This is a genomic window from Parashewanella spongiae (genome assembly GCF_004358345.1).
Lineage (GTDB): Bacteria > Pseudomonadota > Gammaproteobacteria > Enterobacterales > Shewanellaceae > Parashewanella > Parashewanella spongiae.
Map to the genome: position 1 here is coordinate 5328566 of NZ_CP037952.1, position 26298 is coordinate 5354863.

A 26298-nucleotide genomic window follows, 5' to 3' on the forward strand; every position below is an offset into this window, starting at 1 on the left:
TATACGGCTCCTACTTAATTTTATTCAATTACTTTGTACTGAGCACATAGCCCGTTCGCACTTCTTCAAGATTGTATAGCCCCATCTCTGCAAACCATTTATTCGGCATTGCATAATGAAAGAGTGGACTACTTGCGTTCTTCTACTTCATCATTTGAATGAACTTAAATGGTGGCTTATAACCCAATGGCACTAACTTAAGAATTACTTCTGATATACCTTAAGCCTACGTGCTTGTTTTCTTGAATGTTGTAACCTTGGTGTCGGTTTCGGTCGCCTTTTCTTTGCTCTCGGTTCTTTTCTCCCCGGGCGATTGCCAACGATATGCTCGCCGATAATATCTGCTATCACATCCAATAAAGTGTCAATGATCCCTTCGGTGGCTTGCAAAAGTAATATCTGAAAATCTTGTAATGCGTCATGTGCGGCTTTAAAACTTGCCTCTCTAGGCGATATTCCTTTTTTTTTCTGCCGCTCGGCACATAAGTGCCCTTATCATGTTGTAAACTAACAAATGAACATCAATTTCCTTACGCACCATATCTGGACTACCACACCTTAAAATATCCATTTTCATCATGGTCTTGATTGACCTAAAATCCAACTCGATATGCCATCGTGAAACGTATAAATCAATAATATCTTGCTTCGGATAGACTTCTTTATCCGTGAGCGTGGTAACAATGATACGTTTCTTTGTTCCTACCATTCTGACGATAAGCTTTTCTGGCACTTGAGCGTAATCCTCTGGGGTCATCCATTCTGGACAGGATGGACGAATTAGCTTAAATAAACCATCTCGCTTACCCAGCTTTTCTTCACAGGTTCTGAAATCGACATTTCTGGCTCCGTTTTTTTCGAAAACAGCATCAACGCCTAACCCCATTAGTCCTACAAGAACAAAGTAGTTTTCGAAATTAGCATCTCCCAGCACAATGTCACCTTGTTTCAAGTCTGACTGCATACTTCTTAATAGTGCCTGCTCGCCAGTACCTTTCCCTTTACAAGGTGAAACAGCCGAGTCAATGACTGCACCGCTACCCAAAGAAATTAACACTAAAATCCGCAGCTGAGGAAAGCCCAATCCTTCTTTTTGTGACTTAGGTTGAGGGAATTGGGCTTGGTTCTCGTGCGTATCAGGCATAGATAGTGTTGAGCCGTCAGTTAATAGCACTCTACGGCCATGCCATAAGTATTTCCCTTGAATCGCTTCATCTAAGTTTTTTCCTGATTTCTTCAATAGCGATTTAATTGACTCTGGAGATAACCGTTTTCTTGCTTTGCAGTAGGGACCTGTAATTGTGCTGTTTTTCTCTCGACCTATAGCAATTTGATCTCTAGCGTCACTGATTAGTGTGCAACGACAAGACTTGTTTTCACTGGCAACTTGCTTCATGAAAAGCGAAAGTGTGTGGCAAGCGGGATACTTGCGTACTCTTTGAGTATTATCTTTTTGAAAATCTTCTAAATCTTGCAGAGTGAGAATTGAAGAAAGTTCATCTTCTTCCGTTTGAGCAAAGCGACGTAACAATTCTGGGGCATCATTGAAGAATTGGCGAGTTGTAGTATTCATGGCGTGACACTAGAAAAACCTTAATCTGTATGATTTACTCTCTATTGTTCAATTAGTAAACCTTCAGCTAAATCTTAAGTTAGTGCCATTGGCTTATAACCAAGTTGCTTAAGTCTGCGGTGTAGCCTACCTGGCTTTTTCCACAGTCTTAATTGTATGCTTCTCAGTCGTCGCCTTAACCATGTGGCTAGCTTCTTGAACTCGTTGCTCGCATTCGCTATTCGAAAATATTGGCTAAAACCTCTTAGTTTCGGGTTTAACTCTTTTATCACCCGTTGTAATGGCTTACCACCGTTGCGTTTGGTGAGCGCTTTAAGCTGCACTTTGAAGCTTTTCAGTTTCTTAGCTTGGATTGTCGTATAGTTACTGCCAATCTCTACTCCGAGAAACTTTACCCCATCATCACTATGAGTTATGTGAGTTTTACTCCGATTTACTGTCAGCTTTAAGTCTTTTTCAAGTAGCTTTGTCGCTTGCTTCAGTGCATTATCTGCACCTTTGCGACTGTGACATAATATCAGGATATCATCTGCGTATCTGACCAATCGATGATTTCTACGTTTCATCTCTTGGTCAAAGGCATCAAGGTAGATATTCGCTATCAGTGGACTGATAACGCCACCTTGTGGACTTCCTGTTACTGTTGCTTGCCAGTTGCCTCCTACGATAACACCGCTTTCAAGGAACTGTTTTATCAACCTTAAGATACTGCCATCTTTTACCCTTCTGCTTATGCTCGTTAAGATTAGCTCTTGGTCGAGTAAGTCAAAGCATTTGGATAAATCCATATCCACCACATGTTTTAAGTCATATTGACGGATAAACATCGTGGCTTTGTTTATGGCATCATGGCCGCTTCTGTGTGGTCGATATCCATAGCTTGATGGATGGAACTGCTCTTCAAATATCGGACTTAGTATATCGTTTAGGCATTGTTGTACGATTCGGTCTCGAACTGTTGGTGTCCCAAGCTTTCTCACTCCACCATCATCTTTCGGGATTTCTACCCGTTTGACGGCTGAAGGTCGGTATTGCTTGGTCTTGAGTTCGATAAGAAGTTTATCAAGTTCGTTACTCAGATTTGAGGCGAATTGCTCTAAGCTCTGCTCATCAATTCCAGCAGTGCCTTTGGCTCTCCACACTTTCTTAAATCCGTTGTACAGTGATTCTTTGTTAAGTAAGCGACCATACAAGCTGTAATAAACTCTCATTGACCTCTCTGTGTGCGTTATTTGGGTTCAGTGTCTTGTTTTCATCAGTCGGTGTATTTCACTCAGCCTCAAAGCCTTCTAGCCCTTGGCAATTTACTTTGATATGACTGAATTACTCCCGTATACGGCTTCGGTCTCCAGAGTCATTATTCCTAATGCCTCCAGTCGGAAATGCCTCACTCATCTTTTTGTGATTTTCTGTATCTTTGAAAAAAAATCCTGTCCATCACAAACTTAAATTAAGCTTCACCCCTTCGCCAACATCAAGGCTTTTGGCTTTTGGCTTTTGGCTGTTGATGTCGCCAATAAACTACGTCATTGGTCAATCCAGTTTTGCCCTCCACACCATTACTGGCTTTCATCGGCTGGATTTTACTCACTACTACGGGCTCATCGGCCACCTCGCACCAACTTCTACCTTGAGTTTCCTCTTGTATAAAAGCTTCTTGCCACTCGGATTATCTTCCCCCTCAGTCTGGGTAATACAGGCTTCTTTCTGCCTTCGGGTTTGCCAGTTTCGCTGGGCAAACAAAAAAGCCTCGTCATTTCTGACGAGGCTTCGTTGTGTTGGCGGAACGGACGAGACTCGAACTCGCGACCCCCGGCGTGACAGGCCGGTATTCTAACCAACTGAACTACCGCTCCAACTCTTTCACTTTATTTGCTTTGCAAATAAAATTATTCTTTTACTTCACTCTGTCACCAGTGAAATTTATTTTATTAAAAGTGATTTGGCGCCTGGAAATGACCTACTCTCACATGGGGAAGCCCCACACTACCATCGGCGATACTGCGTTTCACTTCTGAGTTCGGAATGGGATCAGGTGGTGCCACAGCTCTATTGTCTCCAGACAAATTCTGTTTGCTTATTCTTTTCTTTATTTACCGCTCTTTTAGCCGTAAATTAATAATTTGGTTGGCTGATACTTGTTTTTACAAGAAATTATCTCAAAGTTCTTACTTTATTAAGCGCTTATATATTCACTAAGGTTGTAAAACCCATCTGGGTTGTATGGTTAAGCCTCACGGGTCATTAGTACAAGTTAGCTCAACGCCTCACAACGCTTACACACCTTGCCTATCAACGTCCTAGTCTCGGACGGCCCTTTAGAGAGCTTAAAGCTCTAGAGATGACTCATCTCGAGGCTCGCTTCCCGCTTAGATGCTTTCAGCGGTTATCGATTCCGAACGTAGCTACCGGGCAATGCTATTGGCATAACAACCCGAACACCAGCGGTTCGTCCACTCCGGTCCTCTCGTACTAGGAGCAGCTCCTCTCAATCATCTAACGCCCACGGCAGATAGGGACCGAACTGTCTCACGACGTTCTGAACCCAGCTCGCGTACCACTTTAAATGGCGAACAGCCATACCCTTGGGACCGACTTCAGCCCCAGGATGTGATGAGCCGACATCGAGGTGCCAAACACCGCCGTCGATATGAACTCTTGGGCGGTATCAGCCTGTTATCCCCGGAGTACCTTTTATCCGTTGAGCGATGGCCCTTCCATTCAGAACCACCGGATCACTATGACCTACTTTCGTACCTGCTCGACGTGTCTGTCTCGCAGTTAAGCTGGCTTATGCCATTGCACTAACCGTACGATGTCCGACCGTACTTAGCCAACCTTCGTGCTCCTCCGTTACTCTTTGGGAGGAGACCGCCCCAGTCAAACTACCCACCAGGCACTGTCCTTACTCTCGATGAGAGAGCCAAGTTAGAACATCAACACTACAAGGGTGGTATTTCAAGGTTGACTCCACATCATCTAGCGACAACGCTTCAAAGTCTCCCACCTATCCTACACATGTAGGGTCAATGTTCAGTGCCAAGCTATAGTAAAGGTTCACGGGGTCTTTCCGTCTAGCCGCGGGTATACGGCATCTTCACCGCAATTTCAACTTCACTGAGTCTCGGCTGGAGACAGCGTGGCCATCATTACGCCATTCGTGCAGGTCGGAACTTACCCGACAAGGAATTTCGCTACCTTAGGACCGTTATAGTTACGGCCGCCGTTTACCGGGGCTTCGATCATGAGCTTCGACCTAAGTCTAACCCAATCAATTAACCTTCCGGCACCGGGCAGGCGTCACACCGTATACGTCATCTTGCGATTTTGCACAGTGCTGTGTTTTTGATAAACAGTTGCAGCCACCTGGTATCTGCGACTCCCAACAGCTTAGAGAGCAAGTCTCATCACCGTCAAGAGCGTACCTTCTCCCGAAGTTACGGTACCATTTTGCCTAGTTCCTTCAGCCGAGTTCTCTCAAGCGCCTTGGTATTCTCTACCCAACCACCTGTGTCGGTTTGGGGTACGATTCCTACTTACCTGAAGCTTAGAAGATTTTCCTGGAAGCAGGGCATCAACGACTTCATCACCTTAGTGACTCGTCATCAGCTCTCAGCCTAATGTAAACCCGGATTTGCCTAAGTCTACAGCCTACAGCCTTAAACGCGGACTACCAACGCCGCGCTCGCCTAGCCTTCTCCGTCTCTCCATCGCAGTAAGCAGAAGTACCGGAATATTAACCGGTTTCCCATCGACTACGCCTTTCGGCCTCGCCTTAGGGGTCGACTCACCCTGCCCTGATTAACATTGGACAGGAACCCTTGGTCTTTCGGCGAGGGAGTTTTTCACTCCCTTTATCGTTACTCATGTCAGCATTCGCACTTCTGATACGTCCAGCGTGGGTTACCCCTTCGCCTTCTACCGCTTACAGAACGCTCCTCTACCGCGTTTGTGCATCCCACATACGACTTATTCTCCACAACCGCCTCAACGTATTGCGTGCTTAAACTGACATTTAAAAAACAAATGTCAGTTAGCTGAAATCGCATCTGGTGATGCACAAACACCCATAGCTTCGGTGTATTGCTTAGCCCCGTTAAATCTTCCGCGCAGGCCGACTCGACTAGTGAGCTATTACGCTTTCTTTAAAAGATGGCTGCTTCTAAGCCAACTTCCTAGCTGTCTAAGCCTTCCCACATCGTTTCCCACTTAGCAATAACTTTGGGACCTTAGCTGATGGTCTGGGTTGTTTCCCTTTCCACGACGGACGTTAGCACCCGCCGTGTGTCTCCCGAGTAGTACTCATTGGTATTCGGAGTTTGCAAAGGGTTGGTAAGTCGGGATGACCCCCTAGCCTTAACAGTGCTCTACCCCCAATGGTATTCGCTCGAGGCGCTACCTAAATAGCTTTCGAGGAGAACCAGATATCTCCCGGTTTGATTGGCCTTTCACCCCCAGCCACAAGTCATCCGCTCATTTTTCAACATAAGTCGGTTCGGTCCTCCAGTTGATGTTACTCAACCTTCAACCTGCCCATGGCTAGATCACCGGGTTTCGGGTCTACACCTTGCAACTCAACGCCCAGTTAAGACTCGGTTTCCCTACGGCTCCGCTATTCGCTTAACCTCGCTACAAAATGTAAGTCGCTGACCCATTATACAAAAGGTACGCAGTCACGGCTTCTTACCCATAAAGAGTTGGGCCGCTCCCACTGCTTGTACGTATACGGTTTCAGGTTCTATTTCACTCCCCTCACAGGGGTTCTTTTCGCCTTTCCCTCACGGTACTGGTTCACTATCGGTCAGTCAGGAGTATTTAGCCTTGGAGGATGGTCCCCCCATGTTCAGACAACATGTCACGTGTGCCGTCCTACTCGTTTTCATCTTCGGTTAGTTTTCGTGTACGGGGCTATCACCCTGTGCCGCTACGCTTTCCAACGTATTCCACTAACACCCCAAAGACTTAAGGGCTAATCCCCGTTCGCTCGCCGCTACTAGGGGAATCTCGGTTGATTTCTTTTCCTATGGGTACTTAGATGTTTCAGTTCCCCACGTTCGCCTCACACAGCTATGTATTCACTGTATGATAATCACTTATGTGATTGGGTTGCCCCATTCGGAAATCTCAGTCTGTAACGCCTTTTATCGACTTAACTGAGCTTATCGCAGATTAACACGTCCTTCATCGCCTCTGACTGCCAAGGCATCCACCGTATACGCTTAGTCGCTTAACCATACAACCCAGATGAGTTTCACTTCTTGCTAAAAAACAAGTCGTTAACATCATTGAGCTGCATTGCAACTAGCTGGTTTTTACTGATAATCATTGCATCAACGGGTAAGTTGATGCTGATATCGCCTTAGTTTTGAATATTCAAGACACTTAATAAAGTGTTTGAGAACTCTTGATGCTTTACCATTTAATGTAATGCATCGTTTTTGAGATTTTTCGTATGATTTACTATTCAAATGAACAATAAATCCTACTATCAGCTTTCCAAATTGTTAAAGAACATCGTTGTCGCTAGGACAAACGAGTATGCCGTTTCATCTTTCGATAAAACGTCAAGCATATCTGTGTGAACACTCTACAAAAACAACAAAATCGTGTCGATAAGGAGGTGATCCAGCCCCAGGTTCCCCTAGGGCTACCTTGTTACGACTTCACCCCAGTCATGAACCACAAAGTGGTGAGCGTTCTCCCGAAGGTTAAACTACCCACTTCTTTTGCAGCCCACTCCCATGGTGTGACGGGCGGTGTGTACAAGGCCCGGGAACGTATTCACCGTAGCATTCTGATCTACGATTACTAGCGATTCCGACTTCATGGAGTCGAGTTGCAGACTCCAATCCGGACTACGAACAACTTTATGAGATTAGCTCCACCTCGCGGCTTCGCAACCCTTTGTATTGCCCATTGTAGCACGTGTGTAGCCCTACTCGTAAGGGCCATGATGACTTGACGTCGTCCCCACCTTCCTCCGGTTTATCACCGGCAGTCTCCCTAAAGTTCCCACCCGAAGTGCTGGCAAATAAGGATAAGGGTTGCGCTCGTTGCGGGACTTAACCCAACATTTCACAACACGAGCTGACGACAGCCATGCAGCACCTGTCTCAGAGTTCCCGAAGGCACCAATCCATCTCTGGAAAGTTCTCTGGATGTCAAGAGTAGGTAAGGTTCTTCGCGTTGCATCGAATTAAACCACATGCTCCACCGCTTGTGCGGGCCCCCGTCAATTCATTTGAGTTTTAACCTTGCGGCCGTACTCCCCAGGCGGTCTACTTAATGCGTTAGCTTGAGAACCCAGTCTTCAAGAGACCAAATTCCGAGTAGACATCGTTTACGGCGTGGACTACCAGGGTATCTAATCCTGTTTGCTCCCCACGCTTTCGTGCATGAGCGTCAGTCTTTGTCCAGGGGGCCGCCTTCGCCACCGGTATTCCTTCAGATCTCTACGCATTTCACCGCTACACCTGAAATTCTACCCCCCTCTACAAGACTCTAGTCTGCCAGTTTCAAATGCTATTCCCAGGTTGAGCCCGGGGCTTTCACATCTGACTTAACAGACCGCCTGCGCACGCTTTACGCCCAGTAATTCCGATTAACGCTCGGACCCTCCGTATTACCGCGGCTGCTGGCACGGAGTTAGCCGGTCCTTCTTCTGTGGGTAACGTCACGGCTGCTGGTTATTAACCAACAACTTTTCCTCCCCACTGAAAGTGCTTTACAACCCGAAGGCCTTCTTCACACACGCGGCATGGCTGCATCAGGCTTTCGCCCATTGTGCAATATTCCCCACTGCTGCCTCCCGTAGGAGTCTGGGCCGTGTCTCAGTCCCAGTGTGGCTGATCATCCTCTCAGAACAGCTAGGGATCGTCGCCTAGGTGAGCTCTTACCTCACCTACTAGCTAATCCCACCTGGGCTTATCCAATTGCGCAAGGCCCTAAGGTCCCCTGCTTTTCCCCGTAGGGTTTATGCGGTATTAGCAGTCGTTTCCAACTGTTATCCCCCACAACTGGGCAAATTCCCAGGCATTACTCACCCGTCCGCCGCTCGTCAGCAGAGTAGCAAGCTACTCTCTGTTACCGCTCGACTTGCATGTGTTAGGCCTGCCGCCAGCGTTCAATCTGAGCCATGATCAAACTCTTCAATTAAAGTTTTTGCTCGAAGCTAATGAAAGCTTCTGCTCAATGAATTCTGTCGATTTGACTTACTTCTCTTTATGAAAAAGGAAAGTAAACCAAATTTGCATGTTCAAAATGCTTATTTACTTAACGTAAGTAATCACTTTGAAAGTTTGCGTGAACACAATTAATTGAGAAAATTTTTGACTGCTTAATCTATTCACCGAAGTGATAAACCAATACAGTTTCGATTTTGTCAATCTCTGTGAGTGCTCACACAGATTTGCTTGATATATTGTTAAAGAGCGTTTTGACCGACTTCGTTATTCTCAGCGGGTCAGGGCTGCGTATTCTACGCACTTCCCTGTGGTCGTCAACATTTTTTTCAAAGTTTTTTCGACCGATTTGAATTTGATTAAATCTCCTTCAAACCTTGACTCGTCTTGCTTGCTGCTACATCTCTGCAGTGCCTGCTGTGCCGTGTCAGTGGATGCGCATTATAGGGAGATTCTGATTTAGCACAAGGGCTTTTTTAAAGAAAGTTTATTTTTTTAAATCAACTGAACAGATATTGAGCTAACAGATTAAAAAAGAAGCCAAATGCCTCTTTTTTAATGATTCATTCGTTTTTATTATTGTCTTTCAGCAATTCATCCAGCATTTTTTGATCGGATTCACTGATCTGTGGCTCTGTACCTTTATTTATCCGCTGTTGCCTAATGAATATCACACCAACGAGACCTCCAATTAATAACAAACCCAGCGGTCCCCACCAAAGAATATAAGTCTTATTTTCGAGTTTAGGCTTATACAAAACAAATTCACCGTAACGCTGAGTCATATATTGTATGATTTCGTCATCAGCTTTTCCTGCATCAACCATCTTATACACTTGTAAACGCAGATCCTGTGCCACTGGAGAGTTTGAATCTACTAAGTCTTGGTTTTGACATTGAGGGCAACGCAAAGAACGGGCTAAGCTTATCGCTCGCTCTTGATTCTCAACGGTCTTAAATGGGTAAGTGTCTACAGGTGTTGCTGCTACGTGTGCAATAAACCATGTTCCAAAAACTAATAAACCTTTCAGTAATCGATTCATTACTGTGCCCCATCAGCTTGAGCCGCTAATTGTAGTTTCTGAATTATAGGATAGAGCTCTTGTTCCCAAACTGCTGCATCTATCGGCCCGGCGTATCGATGTTGGATAATACCTTTATGATCGATGATGTAACTTTCTGGCGCGCCATACACTCCGAGATCAACCCCTAATCGACCGTTTGGATCAAATATATTCAATTCATAAGGATCGCCCACGGCTTTTAGTTCAGCTAAAGCGGCTTCACGTTGATCGCGATAGTTAATGCCATGTATAGGCAGTAATTTCTGCTTAGCAAGGTGCATTAAGTAAGGATGTTCAAGCTTGCAAGAGGGGCACCACGTTCCCCACACATTAAGCAATGCAACTGTTCCGATTAAATCTTTATTACTGATAATGCGATTTTCATCGTCCAGTTGCTGCAGTTCAAAAAATGGAACTGGCTTACCCTCTAGAGCGGAATCAAGCTGCTGAGGATTTAAATACAAGCCTTGATACAAAAATATCCCCAACACCATAAAACCTAAAAGTGGTATAAAAAGTACAAGCTTTTTCATCTTATGCTTAATTCCTTATTCAGTAATTAATTTATCTGTTGCCCTAATTCCAGAAGTTGAAGGCACTTTATTTTTAGCTTTGTTCCGATAACGTTTATCTGAAGCCGCTAGCAGTCCACCAATCATCATAAAGATGGCACCTAACCACAACCAACGTACAAAAGGTTTGTAATTCAAGCGTACGGCAAAGTCAGTATCACTGATTGGATCGCCCATTGTAATGTATAAATCACGGAACAAACCCCAATCAATTCCAGCTTCTGTCATATCCATTGTCTGAACATTATATTGGCGTCTATCAGGTGTAAGTGTGGTAAGCAAGTTATTTTCATCCCAAATCTCAATGTGACTTTGCAATGCCGTATAGTTTGGCCCTTGCACTGTTTTAACATCTTTAAATTTAAAGGTGTAGCCCGCTAATTCATGGCTGATACCAGGCCCCATACGCACACTGCGTTCAATGGAATAGTTTGACACCATAGTTGCACCCACAACGGTTACGGCAATACCTGTATGCGCTACTATCATTCCCCATTGACTTCGACCTATGCGTGACCACTCTTTGTCACCTTGTGGATTAGTTGCCATTAATATCGCGGCTTTTAAAGTCGTGATGACAATCCAAACTGCGGCAGCAATACCAAGCGCCACCCAAGGTTTGAAAGTATCACCAGCAATAAATGGGGCTGTAAAACCTATTGCAATAGCAATTATCGCTGGGATCATTAAGTTTTTCTTTAATTCACCTTGTTTTGTTTTCTTCCAGCGGATCAGCGGGCCAATCCCCATAAAAATAAAGGTGACAAGGGAAATGGGAACAAATACTGCGTTAAAGTATGGAGGCCCTACTGAGATTTTGCCCATGCCTAATGCATCGATCAATAAAGGATAGAGTGTACCTAATAAAACGGTAGCTGCGGCAACGGTAAACATTAGGTTGCAAATGAGTAACATGGTTTCTTTAGATAACCAATTAAAACGCGCCGGACTACTCATCTGGCTCGCTCTGAAACCAAACAAGGTCAACGAGCCACCTATTGTGATTGCCAGTAAAAGTAAAATAAACGCTCCACGTCCTGGATCTGCCGCAAAAGAATGTACTGAAGTCAATACTCCTGAACGAACAATAAAGGTGCCAAGCAAGCTTAAACTAAACGCAAAAATAGCAAGCAATACCGTCCAGTTTCTGAAGGTACCTCTTTTTTCTGTTACGATTAATGAATGAACCAGTGCGGTACCAATCAGCCAAGGCATAAAGGAAGCATTCTCAACGGGATCCCAAAACCACCAACCGCCCCAGCCCAATTCGTAATAAGCCCACCACGAACCTAGTGCAATACCTGCGGTTAAAAATGCCCAAGCAGCAATTGTCCAAGGACGACTCCAACGCGCCCATGCTGAATCTAATCGTCCACTTAGAAGCGCTGAAATAGCAAACGCAAAGCTTACGGAGAATCCGACATAACCTATGTACAGCATTGGCGGATGAAATATCAATCCGACATCTTGCAACATCGGATTCAAATCACGTCCCTCAAGCGGCATTGGAAATAAACGATTAAACGGGTTGGATGTCAGTAAAGTAAATAGCGTAAAACCACAAACTATGATGCCAAGAATCGCTAATACTCTGGCAATAAAACGATGATCTAGCCCTTTACTGAATTTGGCAACAGCCGCAGTCCAAACCGCGAGAGAGAAAACCCAAAACAATAATGAGCCTTCATGCCCCCCCAGACAGCTGCAATCTTAAAAAACTCTGGTAATTGTGAATTTGAATGCTGTGCAACATAAGTGACCGAGAAATCATCTATTGCAAAACTGTAGCCTAAAATGAAAATTGCAATAGTAATAAAGATAAACATGCCATAAGAGAATGGCCATGCATATCGAATAAGAAATTGATCGTTGCGTGCTACACCAACTAATGGAATGGTTGCCAATAAAAAAGCGAAGGCTAACCCTAGCACTAATGCAAAATGTCCGAGTTCTGGGATCATGAGAAAATACCTGCATCTGTAGATTTAAAGACCTTTTTATTTGCCCTTATAAATCTAGCATTGTATAAAACTTGACATATTTTAGAGCTTAAGTGAGGTAATGTCTGCTTATTTAATAAAAATCCTATTTTATATTACCCAGTAACGTGAGCACGAACGTATAGTCCAATGGCTTATATTGGCGTATAATCCGTCAAATTGGGCGCCAAAGCCGCTATTTTATTACTTAAAGATGAACTTCTTCTTATGATGACTACTTTTTGGATTGTTATTGCTATTTTTATTCTTGTGAGTTTTACCCTGATTTGGTTTCCCTTTATAAAAAAGTCCTCTCAGCTCCAACCTCTAGAAAATATTCGCCATCAAGCTAATTTAACCCTTTTTAATGAAAAGCTATCAGTGCTCGAAAAAGAGCATCGAGATAATCAAATTGACGAACAGGAATTTTTAGCATTAAAAAAAGAGCTTGAAATCACGCTATTGCAAGATGTACAACAAGCTCCAGAGCACGCACAGGCTAGCACTTCTAGCAAATCTCCAATTTGGCCTTTATTGATGAGTTTTACTGTTTTAGCTGTCGCAGGGGTTATGTACAACAAATTAGGTTCTTATGAAATATTAAATCAAACGCCACAGTTAGCTCAAAGTCATGAAAGCATGTCTCAAGAACAAATTTTTGAGCAACAACTGAGTATGATGCAACAACAAGTCAACGCAGATCCCAAAGACAGTGAAACTTGGTTTAGCTTAGGCCATGCTTATATATCATTGGGTCGTTATACTGAAGCCGTGAAAGCATTTGATCAGGCTATCGCTGTCGACGGCGAAACAGCTGAACTATTGGGTCCTAAAGCGACGGCATTATTTTACCAAGCCGGTCAACAAATGACCCCTGAAATACAGGCCATTATCGATAAATCGCTTGCTTTGGATTCAAGCGATCCAGCCACCTTACTTCTTGTTGGCATGAGCGCCTTCTTTAACTCAGAATATCAACAAGCCATTAATGCATGGCAGAAAATTTTAAACTCCGAGCGACAAGATATTGATCGTAGCGCCGTAACTAACGCTATTTCTGAAGCGAAAAAGCGCTTAAAGGGTAATACAGATGAAGTCGCACTCTCTCACGCGTCGATCACAGTCGAAGTGAGCATCGCTCCTGAGCTAGCTAGTCAAGCTGAGATAACTGATACTTTGTATTTATTTGTGAGAACGTCCGGCGACAAAATTGTCCCTATTGCTGCAACGAAATTAGTTTCAGCTCAACTTCCACTTACGGTTGAATTAAATCAAAGTAATGAGCTAGGTACTGGCGTGAGCTTAAATGATGTATCTCAAGTCGATGTGGTCGCTTTATTATCAAAAGATGGCAAGTTGAAACCTAAAGCTGGTGATTTACAAGGACGACTCACAAAAGTTGAAGTTGGTAGTCAAGTTCGCTTGGTTTTAGACACGCGAGTGAGCAAATAAATGTTATTTGTTTAACTTGCTTCAGACTTCAGACATAAAAAAACCGATAATTAACTTATCGGTTTTTTTATGTCTGACAAAAGCTTATTTCGCTTTTGACATATATTCAATTGCCGCTTTGTAGTCATCAACTGAACAGTCAGTACACATGCCACCTGGAGGCATAGCACCCTTACCTTTTTTTACGGTCGCAACAAGTGCATCCATTCCTTGAGCTAAACGTGGTGCCCATTCCGCTTTATTTTGAAGCTTGGGAGCGCCAGCAACACCCATTGAGTGACAAATATGACACGCTTTGTCATAAACCGCTTTACCATCTTGCGCCATGACATTAGCTGATAAAGTTAATGCAGCTACAGCTGTCATTGCCAACAATTTTTTCATATTAAATGTTCCTAATACTGATACATACAAAGCTCGTCGCTGCCCTAGTACAATTAACCATTATCTCGTTAACAGGCAAACTTGTTCTTAGGACACTAATGGTACACCAAAGTGTGATAAATCTCACCTTTTCAGCATGAACAATTGCTGTATGAGTGGCTTTTAACATAAAAATACAGCGAAAATGTAAAGTTTTATCCAAGGCTTTTGTTGTAAATCAAAATCTTTTTACTAAGTGATAACCTGCAGTAAACCTTCTCAACGCTTTATGCTACTATGCTGCTAATTTGATTCATATGTCGCCATATTGAAAAGACTTTGCGTTTTTGAAATAAGGCTTGAACTACGACTTTTACACTGAGAATGCGGTGGCTCAAAAAACATCTGTAACCCCATTATTATCAGCGGATAAACTCACTTGCATCCGCGAAGAACGGATCTTGTTTGATGAGCTCTGTTTCAATATTTACTCCGGTGATATTGTTCAAATAGAAGGACCTAATGGTGCCGGAAAAACCAGTTTATTACGCATTTTAACTGGTTTATCACGTCCTTATGAAGGGCAAGTACGCTTTAAAAACAAGCCTATCGGTCATTGCAATGAAGCATTTCACCAAGACTTACTCTATTTAGGCCATAAAGCGAGTGTTAAGCCTGAACTCACGGCTGAAGAGAATCTTCATGTAAACCTCACCCTCAGTGGATACACCCACTTTGATGCTCAAAGCATTTTATCTAATGTCAATTTGACAGGGTTTGAAGATGCCTTAGCCGGGCATCTATCAGCAGGACAACATCGACGAACTTCACTGGCCAGACTATGGCATACCCAAGCAAAAATTTGGATCCTAGACGAACCATTTACTGCTATTGATAAGAAAGGCGTTGAGCAACTTGAGCACCTTTTTTTAAAGCATATTGCGTGTGGTGGATGTGTCATTTTTACCAGCCATCAAGATCTCAGTGTAATCTCATCACAGCAATTGCGGCGAATTTTATTGAGTGGCACAGATGAATAGACACCCAAACATCAATATCAGTTACACCCGCGCATTCTTGACCATACTCAAACGAGATATTTCGATTGCGATCCGTCATCGTGGTGACATTTTCAATCCTTTGTTATTTTTTGTTATGGTGATCACCTTGTTTCCCTTGGGCGTAGGGCCTGAACCCAATGTGTTAGCTCGTATAGCTCCAGGGATCATCTGGGTAGCCGCATTACTCTCCGCCATGTTGTCTTTAGAACGATTATTTAAAGCCGATTATAACGATGGAACACTTGAGCAAATGCTTCTTAGCCCACAACCTTTAACAGTATTAGTACTTGCAAAAATACTGGCACATTGGTTATTAACGGGTATTCCATTGGTGTTAATTTCACCTTTGCTAGCTTTACTGCTTAATTTCGAGTCAAGCGCTTATATCGCGTTAATCATTACGCTTGCGCTTGGAACCCCTGTATTAAGTTTGTTGGGAGCTATCGGCGTTGCATTAACGGTAGGGTTAAATAAAGGTGGCGTTTTACTGAGTTTATTAATTCTTCCCCTTTATATTCCAGTATTAATTTTTGCGACAGGTGCAATAGATGCTGCCGGAATGAATTTACCCTATGGCGGTCAATTGGCTATAATATCAGCCATGTTAATCGGTTCGTTAATCATGGCGCCATTCGCTGTTGGCGCTGCTTTAAAAGTGAGTACAAATTAAATGTGGAAATGGTTACATCCCTATGCCGCACCAGAGAAAGCTTATCAACTTTCAGCTAAGTTTCTTCCTTGGTTTGCCGGACTTGGTTTTTCGTTAACATTGATCGGCACGATTTGGGGATTAATATTTGCGCCGGCCGATTACCAACAAGGTGACAGCTACCGCATCATCTTTATTCATGTACCGGCTGCGTCGCTATCTATGTCTCTTTATGTATCGATGGCTGTTGCCTCTTTTACCGGATTAGTCTGGCAATTGAAAATGGCCGACTGGGCAGCGGCATCTATCGCTCCTGTTGGCGCTATGATGACGTTTATTGCATTAATCACAGGATCTTTTTGGGGTAAACCCATGTGGGGGACTTGGTGGGTATGGGATGCACGATTGACTTCTGAACTAATGCAACTCTTTTTATATTTGGGAGTGATCGCGCTTTATGCGTCTTTCGAAGATAAGGTCGTAGCCGCTAGAGCGGCGGGCATATTAGCTATCGTCGGTGTGATTAATATTCCTATTATTAAGTATTCAGTTGAATGGTGGAGCTCCTTGCATCAAGGTTCGACCATTAAAATTACCGAAGAATCAGCTATGACTACTGATATGCTTTACCCCTTGTTGCTTAACATTCTTGGCTTTGGATTAATCGCTGGCGCCATTATTACATTACGCTTTAAAGCTGAAGTTATCGAACGATGCAGCATGCGACCTTGGGTAAAACAGTTAGCAAGCCAGAAAAATGGAGCCAAAGATGCAATTTGATTCGTTTCAAGACTTTTTAAACATGGGCGGATACGCGATCTATGTGTGGGTATCTTACGGTATCACTTTTGGTAGTTTGGCTATTTTGATTTATGCAAGCGCGACCAAAGAGAATAAAGTGCTTAAAAATATCACATTGAAACATAATCGTGAACAACGAATTAAAGCATCACGGAGAGCAAAAAATGAACCTGAGACGTAAGAAAAGACTGATTTTAGCCTCGACATTAATACTCGGCGTAGCGGCAATCACCTCTTTATTGCTCTATGCCCTGAATACTAACTTAAACTTGTTTTACACCCCTTCAGAAGTTGTTCAAGGTAAAAAAAACACTGGTATCAAGCCACAAATTGGCCAACGCATTCGCATTGGTGGCATGGTTTCTGAAGGTTCACTGCAACGAGATCCTGAAAGCTTACACATCCAATTTGCTGTACATGATGCGACTGGGCTAGAAATCATTGTCACTTATGACAATTTATTGCCCGATTTATTCCGTGAGGGTCAAGGTATTGTGGCACAAGGGATCCTAATTGGCCCTAATCAACTTGAAGCAACAGAAGTCCTCGCCAAACATGATGAAAACTACATGCCACCAGAAGTAGCTGAAGCAATGGGCAAGAACCACCAAAAACCACAGCAATAATTGAAACTTTAACCCTAAATAAATCGGTTGGGAGCGTTCATGTAGAGTAGGCTACTGGCTTCGCTATCGCTTATCCAGCAGCCTCTCTTCGATTCCGCGCATGAAGCTTTCCCTCACACGGCTCTGTTGTTACACTTCTCTCAGCTCCTTCACTTTGCTTATCATCTTGTCGTGGGTAAATATTCAAGACCTGCTTGGCGTAATTTTTCGTAAGCACCTCGTGATAGATACTTGCTCCGACGTTGACTTAAGCGGCGATGCCATCGATAGAATCGGTTTACTACAAATCCATTTATTCTTAAAAATATCGCTCAGGGATAACCTATCCCACCCAAATAGTGTTTCCACCCTCTCAGAACTTGATTTACTTTACTTATCAGAACACTAAGCGTATTTGAGGTTCGGTGTTTCACTATGGCTCTGAGTTTATTTTTCAGCTTTGTTTGGCTCTTCTTAGACGCTTGTATCTTAATGTAACTGATGCCTTTGATGAGGCCTGTGATCCGTTGAAGTAGAGTAGGCTACTGGCTTCGCTATCGCTTATCCAGCAGCCCCTCTTCGATTCCGTGCATGAGGTTTTCCCTCACACGGCTCTGTTGTTACACTTCTCTCAGCCCCTTCACTTTGCTTATCATCTTGTCGTGGGTAAATACTCAAGACCAGCTTGGCGTAATTTTTCGTAAGCACCTCGTGATAGATACTTGCTTCGACGTTGACTTAAGCGACGATGCCAGCGATAGAACCGGTTTACTACAAATCCATTTATTCTGAAAAATACACCTCTGGGATAACCTATCCCACCAAAATAGTGTTTCCATCCCCTCAGAACTTGATTAACCTTATTTATCAGTACGCCAAGTGTATTTGAGGTTCGATGCTTCACTATGTCTCTGATTTTATTTTTCAGCTTTGTTTGGCTCTTCTTAGACGCCTGTATCTTAATGTAACTGGTGCCTTTGATGAGGCCTGTGATCCGTTGAAAATTAAAACCGAGGAAATCAAACTCATTCATCAGCTTTCCCATATCCACACAGTGGGTTTTACTTTGATTTAGCTTCAGACCTTCATCACTTAATTGCTGTGTTATCCAGTCCAGTTGCTCTTGTGTGTAGGTTTGCTTATGAAGTACAACAAAATCATCTGCATAGGTAACGATTTTACACGGTGTTTTTTCGTGTATTTTCAAACAGAAATCGTTGAGATAGATGTTAGCCAGTAGTGGAGAGATAACTCCGCCTTGCGGAGTGCCACATCGGCTTGCTTCTATTCGCCATTTTCTGTTGACCGTCTCTACGCTGATGGGCGCTTCGACATGGTCGGTAGCCATAACTGTGTTCATGTAAATGAGGTTCGTAGACGGGTTGCATCACTATTGTCATCGCCATTTGCACAATTCTGTCACTGATTATCGGGATCCCAAGTTTCCGCGTTTTGCCGTTGTCTTTGAGTATTTCTACTCGTTTGACTGGGCTAGGTCGATAGTTTTTCTGTTGTAATTGAGTTTGAATTTCTTTTAACAGCGCAACGACTTTCTTTTGCTGCTCTAGATAACTGAATGTGATGCCATCAATTCCTGCTCCGCCTTTATTGGCTTTGCATCGTCGATAGGCTTCTTCGAGTATATCTAGGCGACTGAGTTTATCGTACAAGCTGTAAAATCGTAGCTCCGAGTTAAGCTTTGAGCGTAAGTAAAGTTTTCGCTGTAATATTCTGATATTTACTGGAGTGTTAGCCATATGGCAATTTCACCTCAAAAGTTACGTTAAAAAACGGGTGTAACACTGAGCCCCTTCCCTGATGTAAAGTTATGTTGTCTTCACGGTTAACCCTAAAAACATCAATTGAACGCTGAGTATACGAGTAACTATTTGAGCAATACGATGATTTTATTACCATGTTTTTCACCCAGTGAGTGAAGAGCTCTACGCTCACAAGCTTGCTAAAATGACTGCTATCTGCGTTGTAACTTTTGCAAGTAGAATAACTACTTGCTGCAAGCTACGTCTTACTATCAACCATTTTCTCTACGCTTGAGAACGCAGTCAACTGATGTTTCTAGGTTAACGGTACTATGGGCTCATCCGACTGCCTGAGCGCCCTATCTGAAATTTCGGTTTACCTTATATTCGGATAGTGGAAGTCACTACCTTCCAACACTCAGGCTCTCCCACGTTCACTTTATTTCCTTCAATACATGCCACTTCATATTACGCCGGAAGATCAAACAGATGCATTTACCAGTTGCTTCTCTGTTTGTGTCAGGGTTCGTCAACTAGGAAAGACTCCCCATCTTCATTTTTTGATTTACGACGCTTAACTGAATTCGCTTGATGCTGCGGCCTACATTGCATCTCAACCTTTATTCAAGGCCTTTGTCACAGGGCTTCATGTCATAGCGGTTACCCATTATGCATGCCCGTCAGATTTCGGGATGAACTGGTAATTATCCCGTCAGGTACGTTTCAACCTGATGGACTTATTATAAATAATAACGTTGCTGTCTCTGGTTTATGGCCATGTAATCGCTTGGCTGCGTATACGTTGAGACAAATCCCGCAACAGAATAAAGCGCTTCGTGGCGCTCCCTAGAAACATCAGTTGACTGCGTTCTCAAGCGTAGAAAAAGTGGCTGATAGTAAGGCGTAGCTTGCAGCAAATAGTTAATGAATCACCCCGCCCCAAGGGGCGAGGTATCAATTAGTTAGATAAAGTCGTTAGTCCGCCGCAAGCGGCGAGGAATTTACCCTGCTGAGATTAAAGTAAACGCTCATGACATCTATGCCTATCATGAACGTTTAGGTTAAAGCAGACAAAATATTTTGCTACTTATATTGCTTTATTCGCTCGTTAGATTATTAGAATTTAATTGCAACCAGCTTCAAGCAATCATCAAAAAACAGTTAAAAATACCACTTAAGCCATTAAATTAACAAAGATTAACTTAATTGCTAATAAAGTATAACTTAAACTGTGATTATCACTCTTTCAGGTTATCAATTATATGGCGGTTAATAATCATTACCACTACCACATTCATACCAGTGGCTCAGCTCAATACGCAAACTCCTCCCAAAATACACAGCAAAATACACTGCACATTGAAACAAATCGTAGTGCACTTTCAATCGCAGAACAAAATTATCTAGCAAAGTCACTAACAGACGACAACTTGATGGAACTGACTGAATTATTTGATGATAAATTATCAGAATCTTATGGAACATTCTTCGGTAATCTTGGTGCAACTGCTAATAATATTAAAGTAGCTCAGATGGATAATCACCATAATTATCGCCAAATAACACATGAATTATTTAGTGAAGCTTTAAAGAAAAACTTTAATGGAAGGCCTATCAGCTATTTATCTGCATTAAAGGCGTTCACCTATAGTGAACCAGCGGTTTTCAAACAACTTTATTCGCAAGCAATCACACAAATTCGACGTGAACTTATAAATCAAGCTCGTGCCCACGAAGAGGCTCAAGCCGCTCGTCAACTATTACTGCAGTGTCGGCCTACTATGACTCCAGTGAAAGAGCCAGTTTTAGAGGCTGATGAAGTAATGCCGGACATTTACACACAAGCAATATCAATTAAAGATTACGAGCAAATATCTGAATTACTATCTCATGTAGGTTGCCAAGGTGGAAACTGGGAACGTCTAGCGGGAAAATTAAGAGTTACCTTTGAAACAACATCTATCTTACGTAAAAATTATCGAGGTGACTGCAGTGGTGCTCAAGCACAACTAATAAAAATATGGTTAAAAGGCGAGCCCAACACGTTATCAAATAAAGCCCCCAAAAATGCAACAATAAAAGACTTAGCAGAAGCAATAAAACCAATGGATTACAGCCAATTTGAAAAAATTAAAATGTACGTTATAGAGAATAAAATATCATTATCATCTACTTAGAGCATCCTAAATAGAGTAACCAATTTCACCAAATTGTCGTCAAAATCATTCTAAAGTGAGGTCAAATTTAACAACTTGCCAATTGAATATACGTTACCCTTTTTAAATCAGCATGTTAACAGTTGGCATAAGATCTGCAAATACTCGTAACAATAAGATAATACGAAGTTACCGGACATAACATTTAATAGGGACATCAACATGAAACTCAGTTCAATTGCCGCTATCGTCATCGCCACTGTTGGTTTATCAGGATGCATAATCAACGTTAATGGCGCGACACCGCCAACCCATACCAGCCATGAAACACTTCAACTCAATGCAGCGGATCTTTCAATATTAAATGCTGAAGTTGGGGCTGGCGCATTAACCATTAAAGGTGTCCGCGGACAAACTAATGTACGTGTCGAAGCGGACATTAATACTTACCGTGATATCGAGCCAACGTTAACCCTCGAAAAAGATGGCCATCATGCCAAGTTAGTCGCTGAGTTTGACTCAAGCATAAATTTTAATCGTTCCCCATATATTGATATAGTGGTGACTGTGCCAGCAGCAATGGCCATGGACATTCACGATGGCTCTGGCTCTATAATCATAAACGGCGTTCAAGCTGACATCGCAATAACCGACGGCTCTGGCAGTATCAATATTGATGGTGGTGAAAAATTGGATATTAAGGATGGTTCAGGCTCTATTTCCATCGACAACGTGATGCAAAATATCAAAATTGCCGATGGCTCTGGCAGTATTGACATCAATGGCGGAAAAATGATTGATATTGATGATGGTTCAGGCTCAATTGATGTCACTAATGCCAATGGCCGCGTCGACATTAACGACGGCTCGGGCAGCATTAACCTTGAAAATATTAAGGGAAATTCCACCATTAATGATGGGTCTGGTTCCATTTATATCCGCCACGTTGATGGAGAGGTGGTTATCGATGATGGCTCAGGCGGCATTAATGTTGAATACACCAAAGGGCTTAAGATTATTGATGCAGGCTCTGGCAGCTTACATTTCAAGCACATTGATGGCCCAGTGTCTGTCGATGACTAGGGTCTGTTGAACTTTCTTGATTATTTTTGCAGCGATAAATTGTTTATTTTATGCAAGGCAGAGTTTGTGAGGTTTGGTTATTCCAAATAAGAAAACGATAACGCAGCAGAAAATTACTGTAATTGGTATAACCTTCTATAACCTACTTCCCGACGCAGGGAGGGATGCTGATTTTACCAACCAAAATCGGCTCCAGCCCTGCCCCCAAAAACATCAGCCCAATGTACACAAGATCAGCTTGTTTTTTCTTTTCATTTTTTTAATGACGACTTCTCGTCTTAAGGCGTCGCCTTGTGAACCTACATATTCACGATAAACTAACTTCAGCGGCCCTTTTCCTCTTAAAAATTTAGCCGTTTTAGCGCCATTGGCTTGATGCTCATTAAACCGCCGTTCAACATCATTGGTGCAACCCGTGTATAAATGCCCATTGGCGCACTCAATCATATATACCCACCAGCATTTTGGTTGTTTGTCTGTCATATTGTTTGATTAAATTTTATCTTTTCAAGCTGATGATTAATCCGCATACTATACCTCGCATAGTAAAAATGCACATTCTCAGGGCGGGGTGCAATTCCCCACCGGCGGTAATTGTGTTGACTTGATTCAACACAAAAGCCCGCGAGCGCCTGATATCAACTTCCTTGATGTTAGGGTCAGCAGATTTGGTGACTTTTATCCCCTTGATAAAACATTCCAAAGCCGATGGTAATGTTATGACACGTTTCATCGTCATCCTAAGTCCGGATGGAAGAGAATATGAAACCGATGACAGCCTGTGCTCGGCTTCGCTATTTTGCTGTTTTAGGGACGCTTTTATCTAGGCGCCCCTCATACAGCTGCACTTTTTTCATCAGCTATACTGTATTTTGCTGGTGATCTCGGTGTATCTCCGCATGCCCTGATCCAAACCATCCTTAAAGCAAGATAGGACTTACAGGAAATGATTATGGATCAGTCTATTATTTTTAAACATCGTTCAGATAATACAAAAGCAGTATCTCGTGTTCATGAGGCCATATCGGCGCTATCACAAGGCCGAGGCGTTCTGCTCATGGACGACGAAAACCGTGAAAACGAAGCGGATGTGATTTTTGCCGCCGAAACCCTCACGGTGGCGCAAATGGCATTGCTCATTCGTGACTGTAGTGGCATTGTGTGCTTATGTTTAACCGCAGCTCAAGTTGATCAATTAGCCTTACCTCCCATGGTAGAACGCAACAACAGTCAATATGGCACCGCATTTACCGTCAGCATTGAAGCCACTAAAGGAGTCACTACTGGGGTATCTGCCGCAGATCGAGTAACAACGATCAAAGCGGCAGTGGCACAGCATGCTAAACCTCAAGATTTAGCGAGACCCGGACACGTGTACCCACTAAAAGCACATAAAAATGGAGTATTTGGGCGCACAGGCCACACCGAAGGCACCGTTGATTTAATGCAACTTGCCGAATTAAACCCTGCGGGTGTGTTGTGTGAATTAATGAACCCCGATGGCTCCATGGCGAAAGGCAAACAAGTTTTGGCCTACAGCGAGCAACAACAAATGCCGCTGCTCAGTATCGAAGATATTCGTCAATATCGGAAAGCACTCGTTGGAAAAGCAAGTTATATCAATTACAGTAATTAATCCTTTAAAAGCTGTTCGATAATATAAAAGCAGCCGAGGCTGCTTTTATATTAAAACTGTTAGAGAGCGCTAATTTGGCTTTTGTGTATCATAATCGACATCGATTATGTCTTTATCTTTAAGATGATTTTCGAGTCTTGTAAGTCGAACCAATGCCATCATCCCAAACAAAAACCCCACTAAACCAAAGGTAAATCCTATTATCGCAAAACTGTCCATGTTAATGCTCCAATTTCCTTACTCTCGTTATCTTGCTCTAGCGTATCTTATTCAACTGAGGTTTGACCATTCATGACACTGTCATGACCTTGGCCAACCATCGCTTCTAAATCTTTATCAATGAAAAACAATGCCTTGCCATCTTCACCGACGAGGCGAATTTTATCTACGATAGATTTAAAGAGTTTCTCTTCTTCATGCTGCTCGGCCACGTACCATTGCAAAAAATTAAACGTCGAATAATCATGATTAGTAAACGCCGCATGCGCCAATTCATTGATCTTATTTGTGATCATCTGTTCGTGTTCATAGGTGTATTCGAATAATGATAACAGAGACTTAAATTCAGACGGCGGGGCGTCAATTGCACCAATCAGCGGCACGCCACCCGTTTCACTCACGTAAGTGAATAATCGACGCATGTGACCCATTTCTTCAGCCGCATGATCACGCATAAATTTAGCGCCACCATCAAAGCCTTGGTCTTCACACCATGCACTCATCTGCAAATACAAATTTGAAGAGAAGAACTCCAAATTAATCTGTTCGTTCAACTTGCCAATCATTGCTTTAGATAACATAGCCTTACCTCAATTCTTTTTGTCTATCAGTATCTAACTTTAGCGATACTTCGATTCACTGCACGGTATTTTGCGCCACCTTTTTGATAAAAGCAACATAACCGCACAACTAAGCCTTTGTTAAATAGGAATAATTTTTATTTAGAAGTTCATCTTGTTTTCTATGATGATTTGGTTTTAGATCAAAGTTACATCGACTTTCATTTTCAACAGCCAATAAAGCCGTGGCATAATGCTTACAATTATACCGCTGACACGTTAAAGAGTTGTTCTATGCCTTCTGTTATTGATCCTTGCGCATTACCTGAATTAATTCACCCTGATGATGCACTTCCCATGCTGCTCAAGCAGGTCAATACCATTTCAGAAACGACAACACTAGATTTAGCCGATGCGCTCGATTTTGTGTTGGCAGGCGACATCCAGTCTTCAATTAATTTACCGCCTTTTGATAACTCTGCAATGGATGGTTATGCGTTTCGCTTTAGCGACTTAGATCATAGCCTATCGATTACCTCGCTGACATTAGTAGGCACCGCGTTAGCAGGCCATCCATTTTCAGGTGAATTGCATGATGGTTGCTGCATTCGCATCATGACTGGCGCGCCTGTTCCTAATGGCTTGGATACCGTTCAAATGCAGGAACTCACGCAAGCTAAAGATAATCGTATTTCTATCACCCACCCAAAAAAACAAGGTGCGAATATACGCACATTAGGTGAAGAAGTTAATGTCGGGCAAACCGTACTGAGCAAAGGCACGAGGATCCGCGCTGCTGAACTTGGTGTATTAGCCACCTTAGGCATGGATAAAGTCAGCGTCATTCGCAAACTCAAAGTAGCTTTTTTCTCTACCGGTGACGAGCTCAAGCCTGTCGGCACTGAACTTAAAAAAGGTCAAATCTACGACTCTAATCGTTATTCAATCAAGGGGTTACTCAGTAAAGCGCAAGTTGAATGGTTAGATCTTGGGATCATTGAAGATTGTCCACAAGCCATTGAACAAGCATTTAATCAGGCTGCTCAGCAAGCCGATCTCGTGCTCACATCTGGTGGCGTATCAGTCGGTGATGCCGATCATGTCAAACAAGTCTTAGATAAAGTTGGCGAAATCACTTTTTGGCGCTTAGCCATGAAACCCGGTAAACCCTTTGCCATGGGCAAGCTTAATAATGCCATTTTCTGTGGATTACCCGGTAATCCTGTTGCTTCAATGGTGACGTTTTATCAATTGGTGATGCCATTGATTGAGAAAATGCAAGGACAAGGGCAAAACCCGCGCTTAAAAGTACAAGCTATATTAACCAATGACATTCGCCGAAAACCCGGCCGCGTTGAATATCAGCGAGGGGTATTAACTTATGATAACCAAGGCCAACTCAGTGTAGCAACGACCGGTGCGCAAGGTTCAGGAATGTTAACCTCAATGAGTACAGCAAACTGTTTTATTCATATTCCTCGGGAACAAGGCCAACTATTGTCAGGGGAAACGGTAATCGTAGAGCCGTTTAATTTCGTATTATCGTAACCGTCATCCCCGAACACACCAACCATTTACTACACT

23 protein-coding genes, 1 tRNA gene, 3 rRNA genes, 1 pseudogene and 1 riboswitch are annotated in these 26298 nt (G+C 43.0%); of the genes and pseudogenes, 10 read left to right on the forward strand and 18 right to left on the reverse strand.

Annotated features, from left to right (window positions below; all coding sequences use genetic code 11):
• Window positions 1-204 precede the first annotated feature (204 nt).
• The 11 genes and pseudogenes from E2I05_RS21180 to E2I05_RS21225 all read right to left on the reverse strand — a co-directional run bounded on the left by E2I05_RS21180 (window position 205) and on the right by E2I05_RS21225 (window position 12351).
• A complete protein-coding gene (locus tag E2I05_RS21180; RefSeq protein ID WP_133309406.1) occupies window positions 205-390 on the reverse strand; it encodes a hypothetical protein in 186 nt (61 codons plus the stop codon).
• A 55-nt stretch (window positions 391-445) separates the two neighbouring features.
• Window positions 446-1573: an IS4 family transposase gene (locus E2I05_RS21185; protein ID WP_133309563.1), complete on the reverse strand. Its 1128-nt coding sequence runs from the start codon at window positions 1571-1573 to the stop codon at window positions 446-448.
• 74 nt (window positions 1574-1647) lie between these two features.
• Window positions 1648-2784, reverse strand: coding sequence for a group II intron reverse transcriptase/maturase (gene ltrA / locus E2I05_RS21190; protein ID WP_133309836.1), 1137 nt, complete (start codon window positions 2782-2784; stop codon window positions 1648-1650).
• 263 nt (window positions 2785-3047) lie between these two features.
• Window positions 3048-3185, reverse strand: coding sequence for a hypothetical protein (locus E2I05_RS22180; RefSeq protein ID WP_170179652.1), 138 nt, complete (start codon window positions 3183-3185; stop codon window positions 3048-3050).
• 167 nt (window positions 3186-3352) lie between these two features.
• A tRNA-Asp gene (locus tag E2I05_RS21195) sits at window positions 3353-3429 on the reverse strand.
• A 91-nt stretch (window positions 3430-3520) separates the two neighbouring features.
• Window positions 3521-3636, reverse strand: a 5S ribosomal RNA gene (rrf, locus tag E2I05_RS21200).
• 160 nt (window positions 3637-3796) lie between these two features.
• A 23S ribosomal RNA gene (locus E2I05_RS21205) occupies window positions 3797-6806 on the reverse strand.
• Window positions 6807-7186: 380 nt separating this feature from the next.
• Window positions 7187-8728 (reverse strand): 16S ribosomal RNA (locus tag E2I05_RS21210).
• Together the 16S, 23S and 5S rRNA genes with 1 tRNA gene alongside form the textbook arrangement of a ribosomal RNA operon.
• Before the next feature lie 589 nt (window positions 8729-9317).
• Window positions 9318-9797: a cytochrome c-type biogenesis protein gene (locus E2I05_RS21215; protein WP_121854953.1), complete on the reverse strand. Its 480-nt coding sequence runs from the start codon at window positions 9795-9797 to the stop codon at window positions 9318-9320.
• Entirely contained in the window at window positions 9797-10351 is a 555-nt protein-coding gene (locus tag E2I05_RS21220) for a DsbE family thiol:disulfide interchange protein (RefSeq protein WP_121854954.1), read from the reverse strand. Before E2I05_RS21220 ends, E2I05_RS21215 begins: the two co-directional genes overlap by 1 nt.
• Window positions 10352-10366: 15 nt before the next feature.
• Window positions 10367-12351: pseudogene (locus E2I05_RS21225) on the reverse strand (heme lyase CcmF/NrfE family subunit).
• A 246-nt stretch (window positions 12352-12597) separates the two neighbouring features.
• On the opposite strand from E2I05_RS21225, the gene ccmI reads away from it, so the two are divergent.
• Complete coding sequence (gene ccmI / locus E2I05_RS21230; RefSeq protein ID WP_243641151.1) at window positions 12598-13821, forward strand: c-type cytochrome biogenesis protein CcmI; 1224 nt, start codon at window positions 12598-12600, stop codon at window positions 13819-13821.
• An 84-nt stretch (window positions 13822-13905) separates the two neighbouring features.
• Here the strand turns inward: ccmI and E2I05_RS21235 are convergent, their stop codons facing one another.
• A complete protein-coding gene (locus E2I05_RS21235) occupies window positions 13906-14205 on the reverse strand; it encodes a c-type cytochrome (RefSeq protein WP_121854956.1) in 300 nt (99 codons plus the stop codon).
• Between the two features lie 368 nt (window positions 14206-14573).
• Here E2I05_RS21235 and ccmA point away from each other — a divergent pair, with 368 nt between their 5' ends.
• Genes ccmA through ccmE form a run of 5 tightly spaced genes read left to right on the forward strand, consistent with a single transcriptional unit; the run spans window position 14574 to window position 17321 of the window.
• Complete coding sequence (ccmA, locus tag E2I05_RS21240) at window positions 14574-15224, forward strand: cytochrome c biogenesis heme-transporting ATPase CcmA (protein ID WP_121854957.1); 651 nt, start codon at window positions 14574-14576, stop codon at window positions 15222-15224.
• Window positions 15217-15915, forward strand: coding sequence for a heme exporter protein CcmB (gene ccmB / locus E2I05_RS21245; RefSeq protein WP_121854958.1), 699 nt, complete (start codon window positions 15217-15219; stop codon window positions 15913-15915). Before ccmA ends, ccmB begins: the two co-directional genes overlap by 8 nt.
• Window positions 15916-16674, forward strand: coding sequence for a heme ABC transporter permease (locus E2I05_RS21250; protein WP_121854959.1), 759 nt, complete (start codon window positions 15916-15918; stop codon window positions 16672-16674).
• Window positions 16664-16876 carry a heme exporter protein CcmD gene (gene ccmD, locus E2I05_RS21255; RefSeq protein WP_121854960.1) on the forward strand — a complete coding sequence of 71 codons (213 nt, stop codon included), beginning with the start codon at window positions 16664-16666 and terminating at the stop codon, window positions 16874-16876. The genes E2I05_RS21250 and ccmD overlap by 11 nt, the downstream gene beginning before the upstream one ends.
• On the forward strand, window positions 16860-17321 hold the full coding sequence (ccmE, locus tag E2I05_RS21260; protein WP_121854961.1) for a cytochrome c maturation protein CcmE: 462 nt from the start codon (window positions 16860-16862) through the stop codon (window positions 17319-17321). Before ccmD ends, ccmE begins: the two co-directional genes overlap by 17 nt.
• 311 nt (window positions 17322-17632) lie before the next feature.
• Here ccmE and E2I05_RS23100 read toward each other — a convergent pair whose 3' ends face one another.
• The 3 genes from E2I05_RS23100 to E2I05_RS22190 form a co-directional block, all read right to left on the reverse strand.
• Window positions 17633-17824: a group II intron maturase-specific domain-containing protein gene (locus E2I05_RS23100; protein ID WP_121854962.1), complete on the reverse strand. Its 192-nt coding sequence runs from the start codon at window positions 17822-17824 to the stop codon at window positions 17633-17635.
• Window positions 17825-17952: 128 nt separating this feature from the next.
• The gene (locus E2I05_RS21270) at window positions 17953-18648 is read right to left on the reverse strand and encodes a reverse transcriptase domain-containing protein (RefSeq protein ID WP_170179650.1); all 696 of its coding nucleotides are present in this window, start codon (window positions 18646-18648) and stop codon (window positions 17953-17955) included.
• The gene (locus tag E2I05_RS22190) at window positions 18530-19057 is read right to left on the reverse strand and encodes a reverse transcriptase family protein (protein WP_170179651.1); all 528 of its coding nucleotides are present in this window, start codon (window positions 19055-19057) and stop codon (window positions 18530-18532) included. Before E2I05_RS22190 ends, E2I05_RS21270 begins: the two co-directional genes overlap by 119 nt.
• Window positions 19058-20322: 1265 nt before the next feature.
• Between E2I05_RS22190 and E2I05_RS21275 the strand changes: the two genes are divergently transcribed.
• Both E2I05_RS21275 and E2I05_RS21280 read left to right on the forward strand, forming a co-directional pair.
• Window positions 20323-21237 (forward strand): death domain-containing protein, encoded by a 915-nt coding sequence (locus tag E2I05_RS21275; protein ID WP_121854882.1) that lies wholly within the window; start codon window positions 20323-20325, stop codon window positions 21235-21237.
• Between the two features lie 201 nt (window positions 21238-21438).
• Window positions 21439-22299 (forward strand): DUF4097 family beta strand repeat-containing protein, encoded by an 861-nt coding sequence (locus E2I05_RS21280; RefSeq protein WP_121854883.1) that lies wholly within the window; start codon window positions 21439-21441, stop codon window positions 22297-22299.
• 213 nt (window positions 22300-22512) lie between these two features.
• Here the strand turns inward: E2I05_RS21280 and E2I05_RS21285 are convergent, their stop codons facing one another.
• Entirely contained in the window at window positions 22513-22782 is a 270-nt protein-coding gene (locus tag E2I05_RS21285) for a GIY-YIG nuclease family protein (RefSeq protein WP_121854884.1), read from the reverse strand.
• 70 nt (window positions 22783-22852) lie between these two features.
• Window positions 22853-23065: riboswitch (FMN riboswitch) on the forward strand.
• A 186-nt stretch (window positions 23066-23251) separates the two neighbouring features.
• Here E2I05_RS21285 and ribB point away from each other — a divergent pair.
• On the forward strand, window positions 23252-23935 hold the full coding sequence (gene ribB / locus E2I05_RS21290; protein WP_121854885.1) for a 3,4-dihydroxy-2-butanone-4-phosphate synthase: 684 nt from the start codon (window positions 23252-23254) through the stop codon (window positions 23933-23935).
• A 69-nt stretch (window positions 23936-24004) separates the two neighbouring features.
• Here ribB and E2I05_RS22195 read toward each other — a convergent pair whose 3' ends face one another.
• Both E2I05_RS22195 and ftnA read right to left on the reverse strand, forming a co-directional pair.
• Window positions 24005-24154 (reverse strand): hypothetical protein, encoded by a 150-nt coding sequence (locus tag E2I05_RS22195; protein ID WP_165905559.1) that lies wholly within the window; start codon window positions 24152-24154, stop codon window positions 24005-24007.
• 47 nt (window positions 24155-24201) lie between these two features.
• Entirely contained in the window at window positions 24202-24735 is a 534-nt protein-coding gene (gene ftnA / locus E2I05_RS21295; RefSeq protein WP_121854886.1) for a non-heme ferritin, read from the reverse strand.
• A 273-nt stretch (window positions 24736-25008) separates the two neighbouring features.
• Between ftnA and moeA the strand changes: the two genes are divergently transcribed.
• Window positions 25009-26262 (forward strand): molybdopterin molybdotransferase MoeA, encoded by a 1254-nt coding sequence (moeA, locus tag E2I05_RS21300; protein WP_121854887.1) that lies wholly within the window; start codon window positions 25009-25011, stop codon window positions 26260-26262.
• Window positions 26263-26298: the final 36 nt, after the last annotated feature.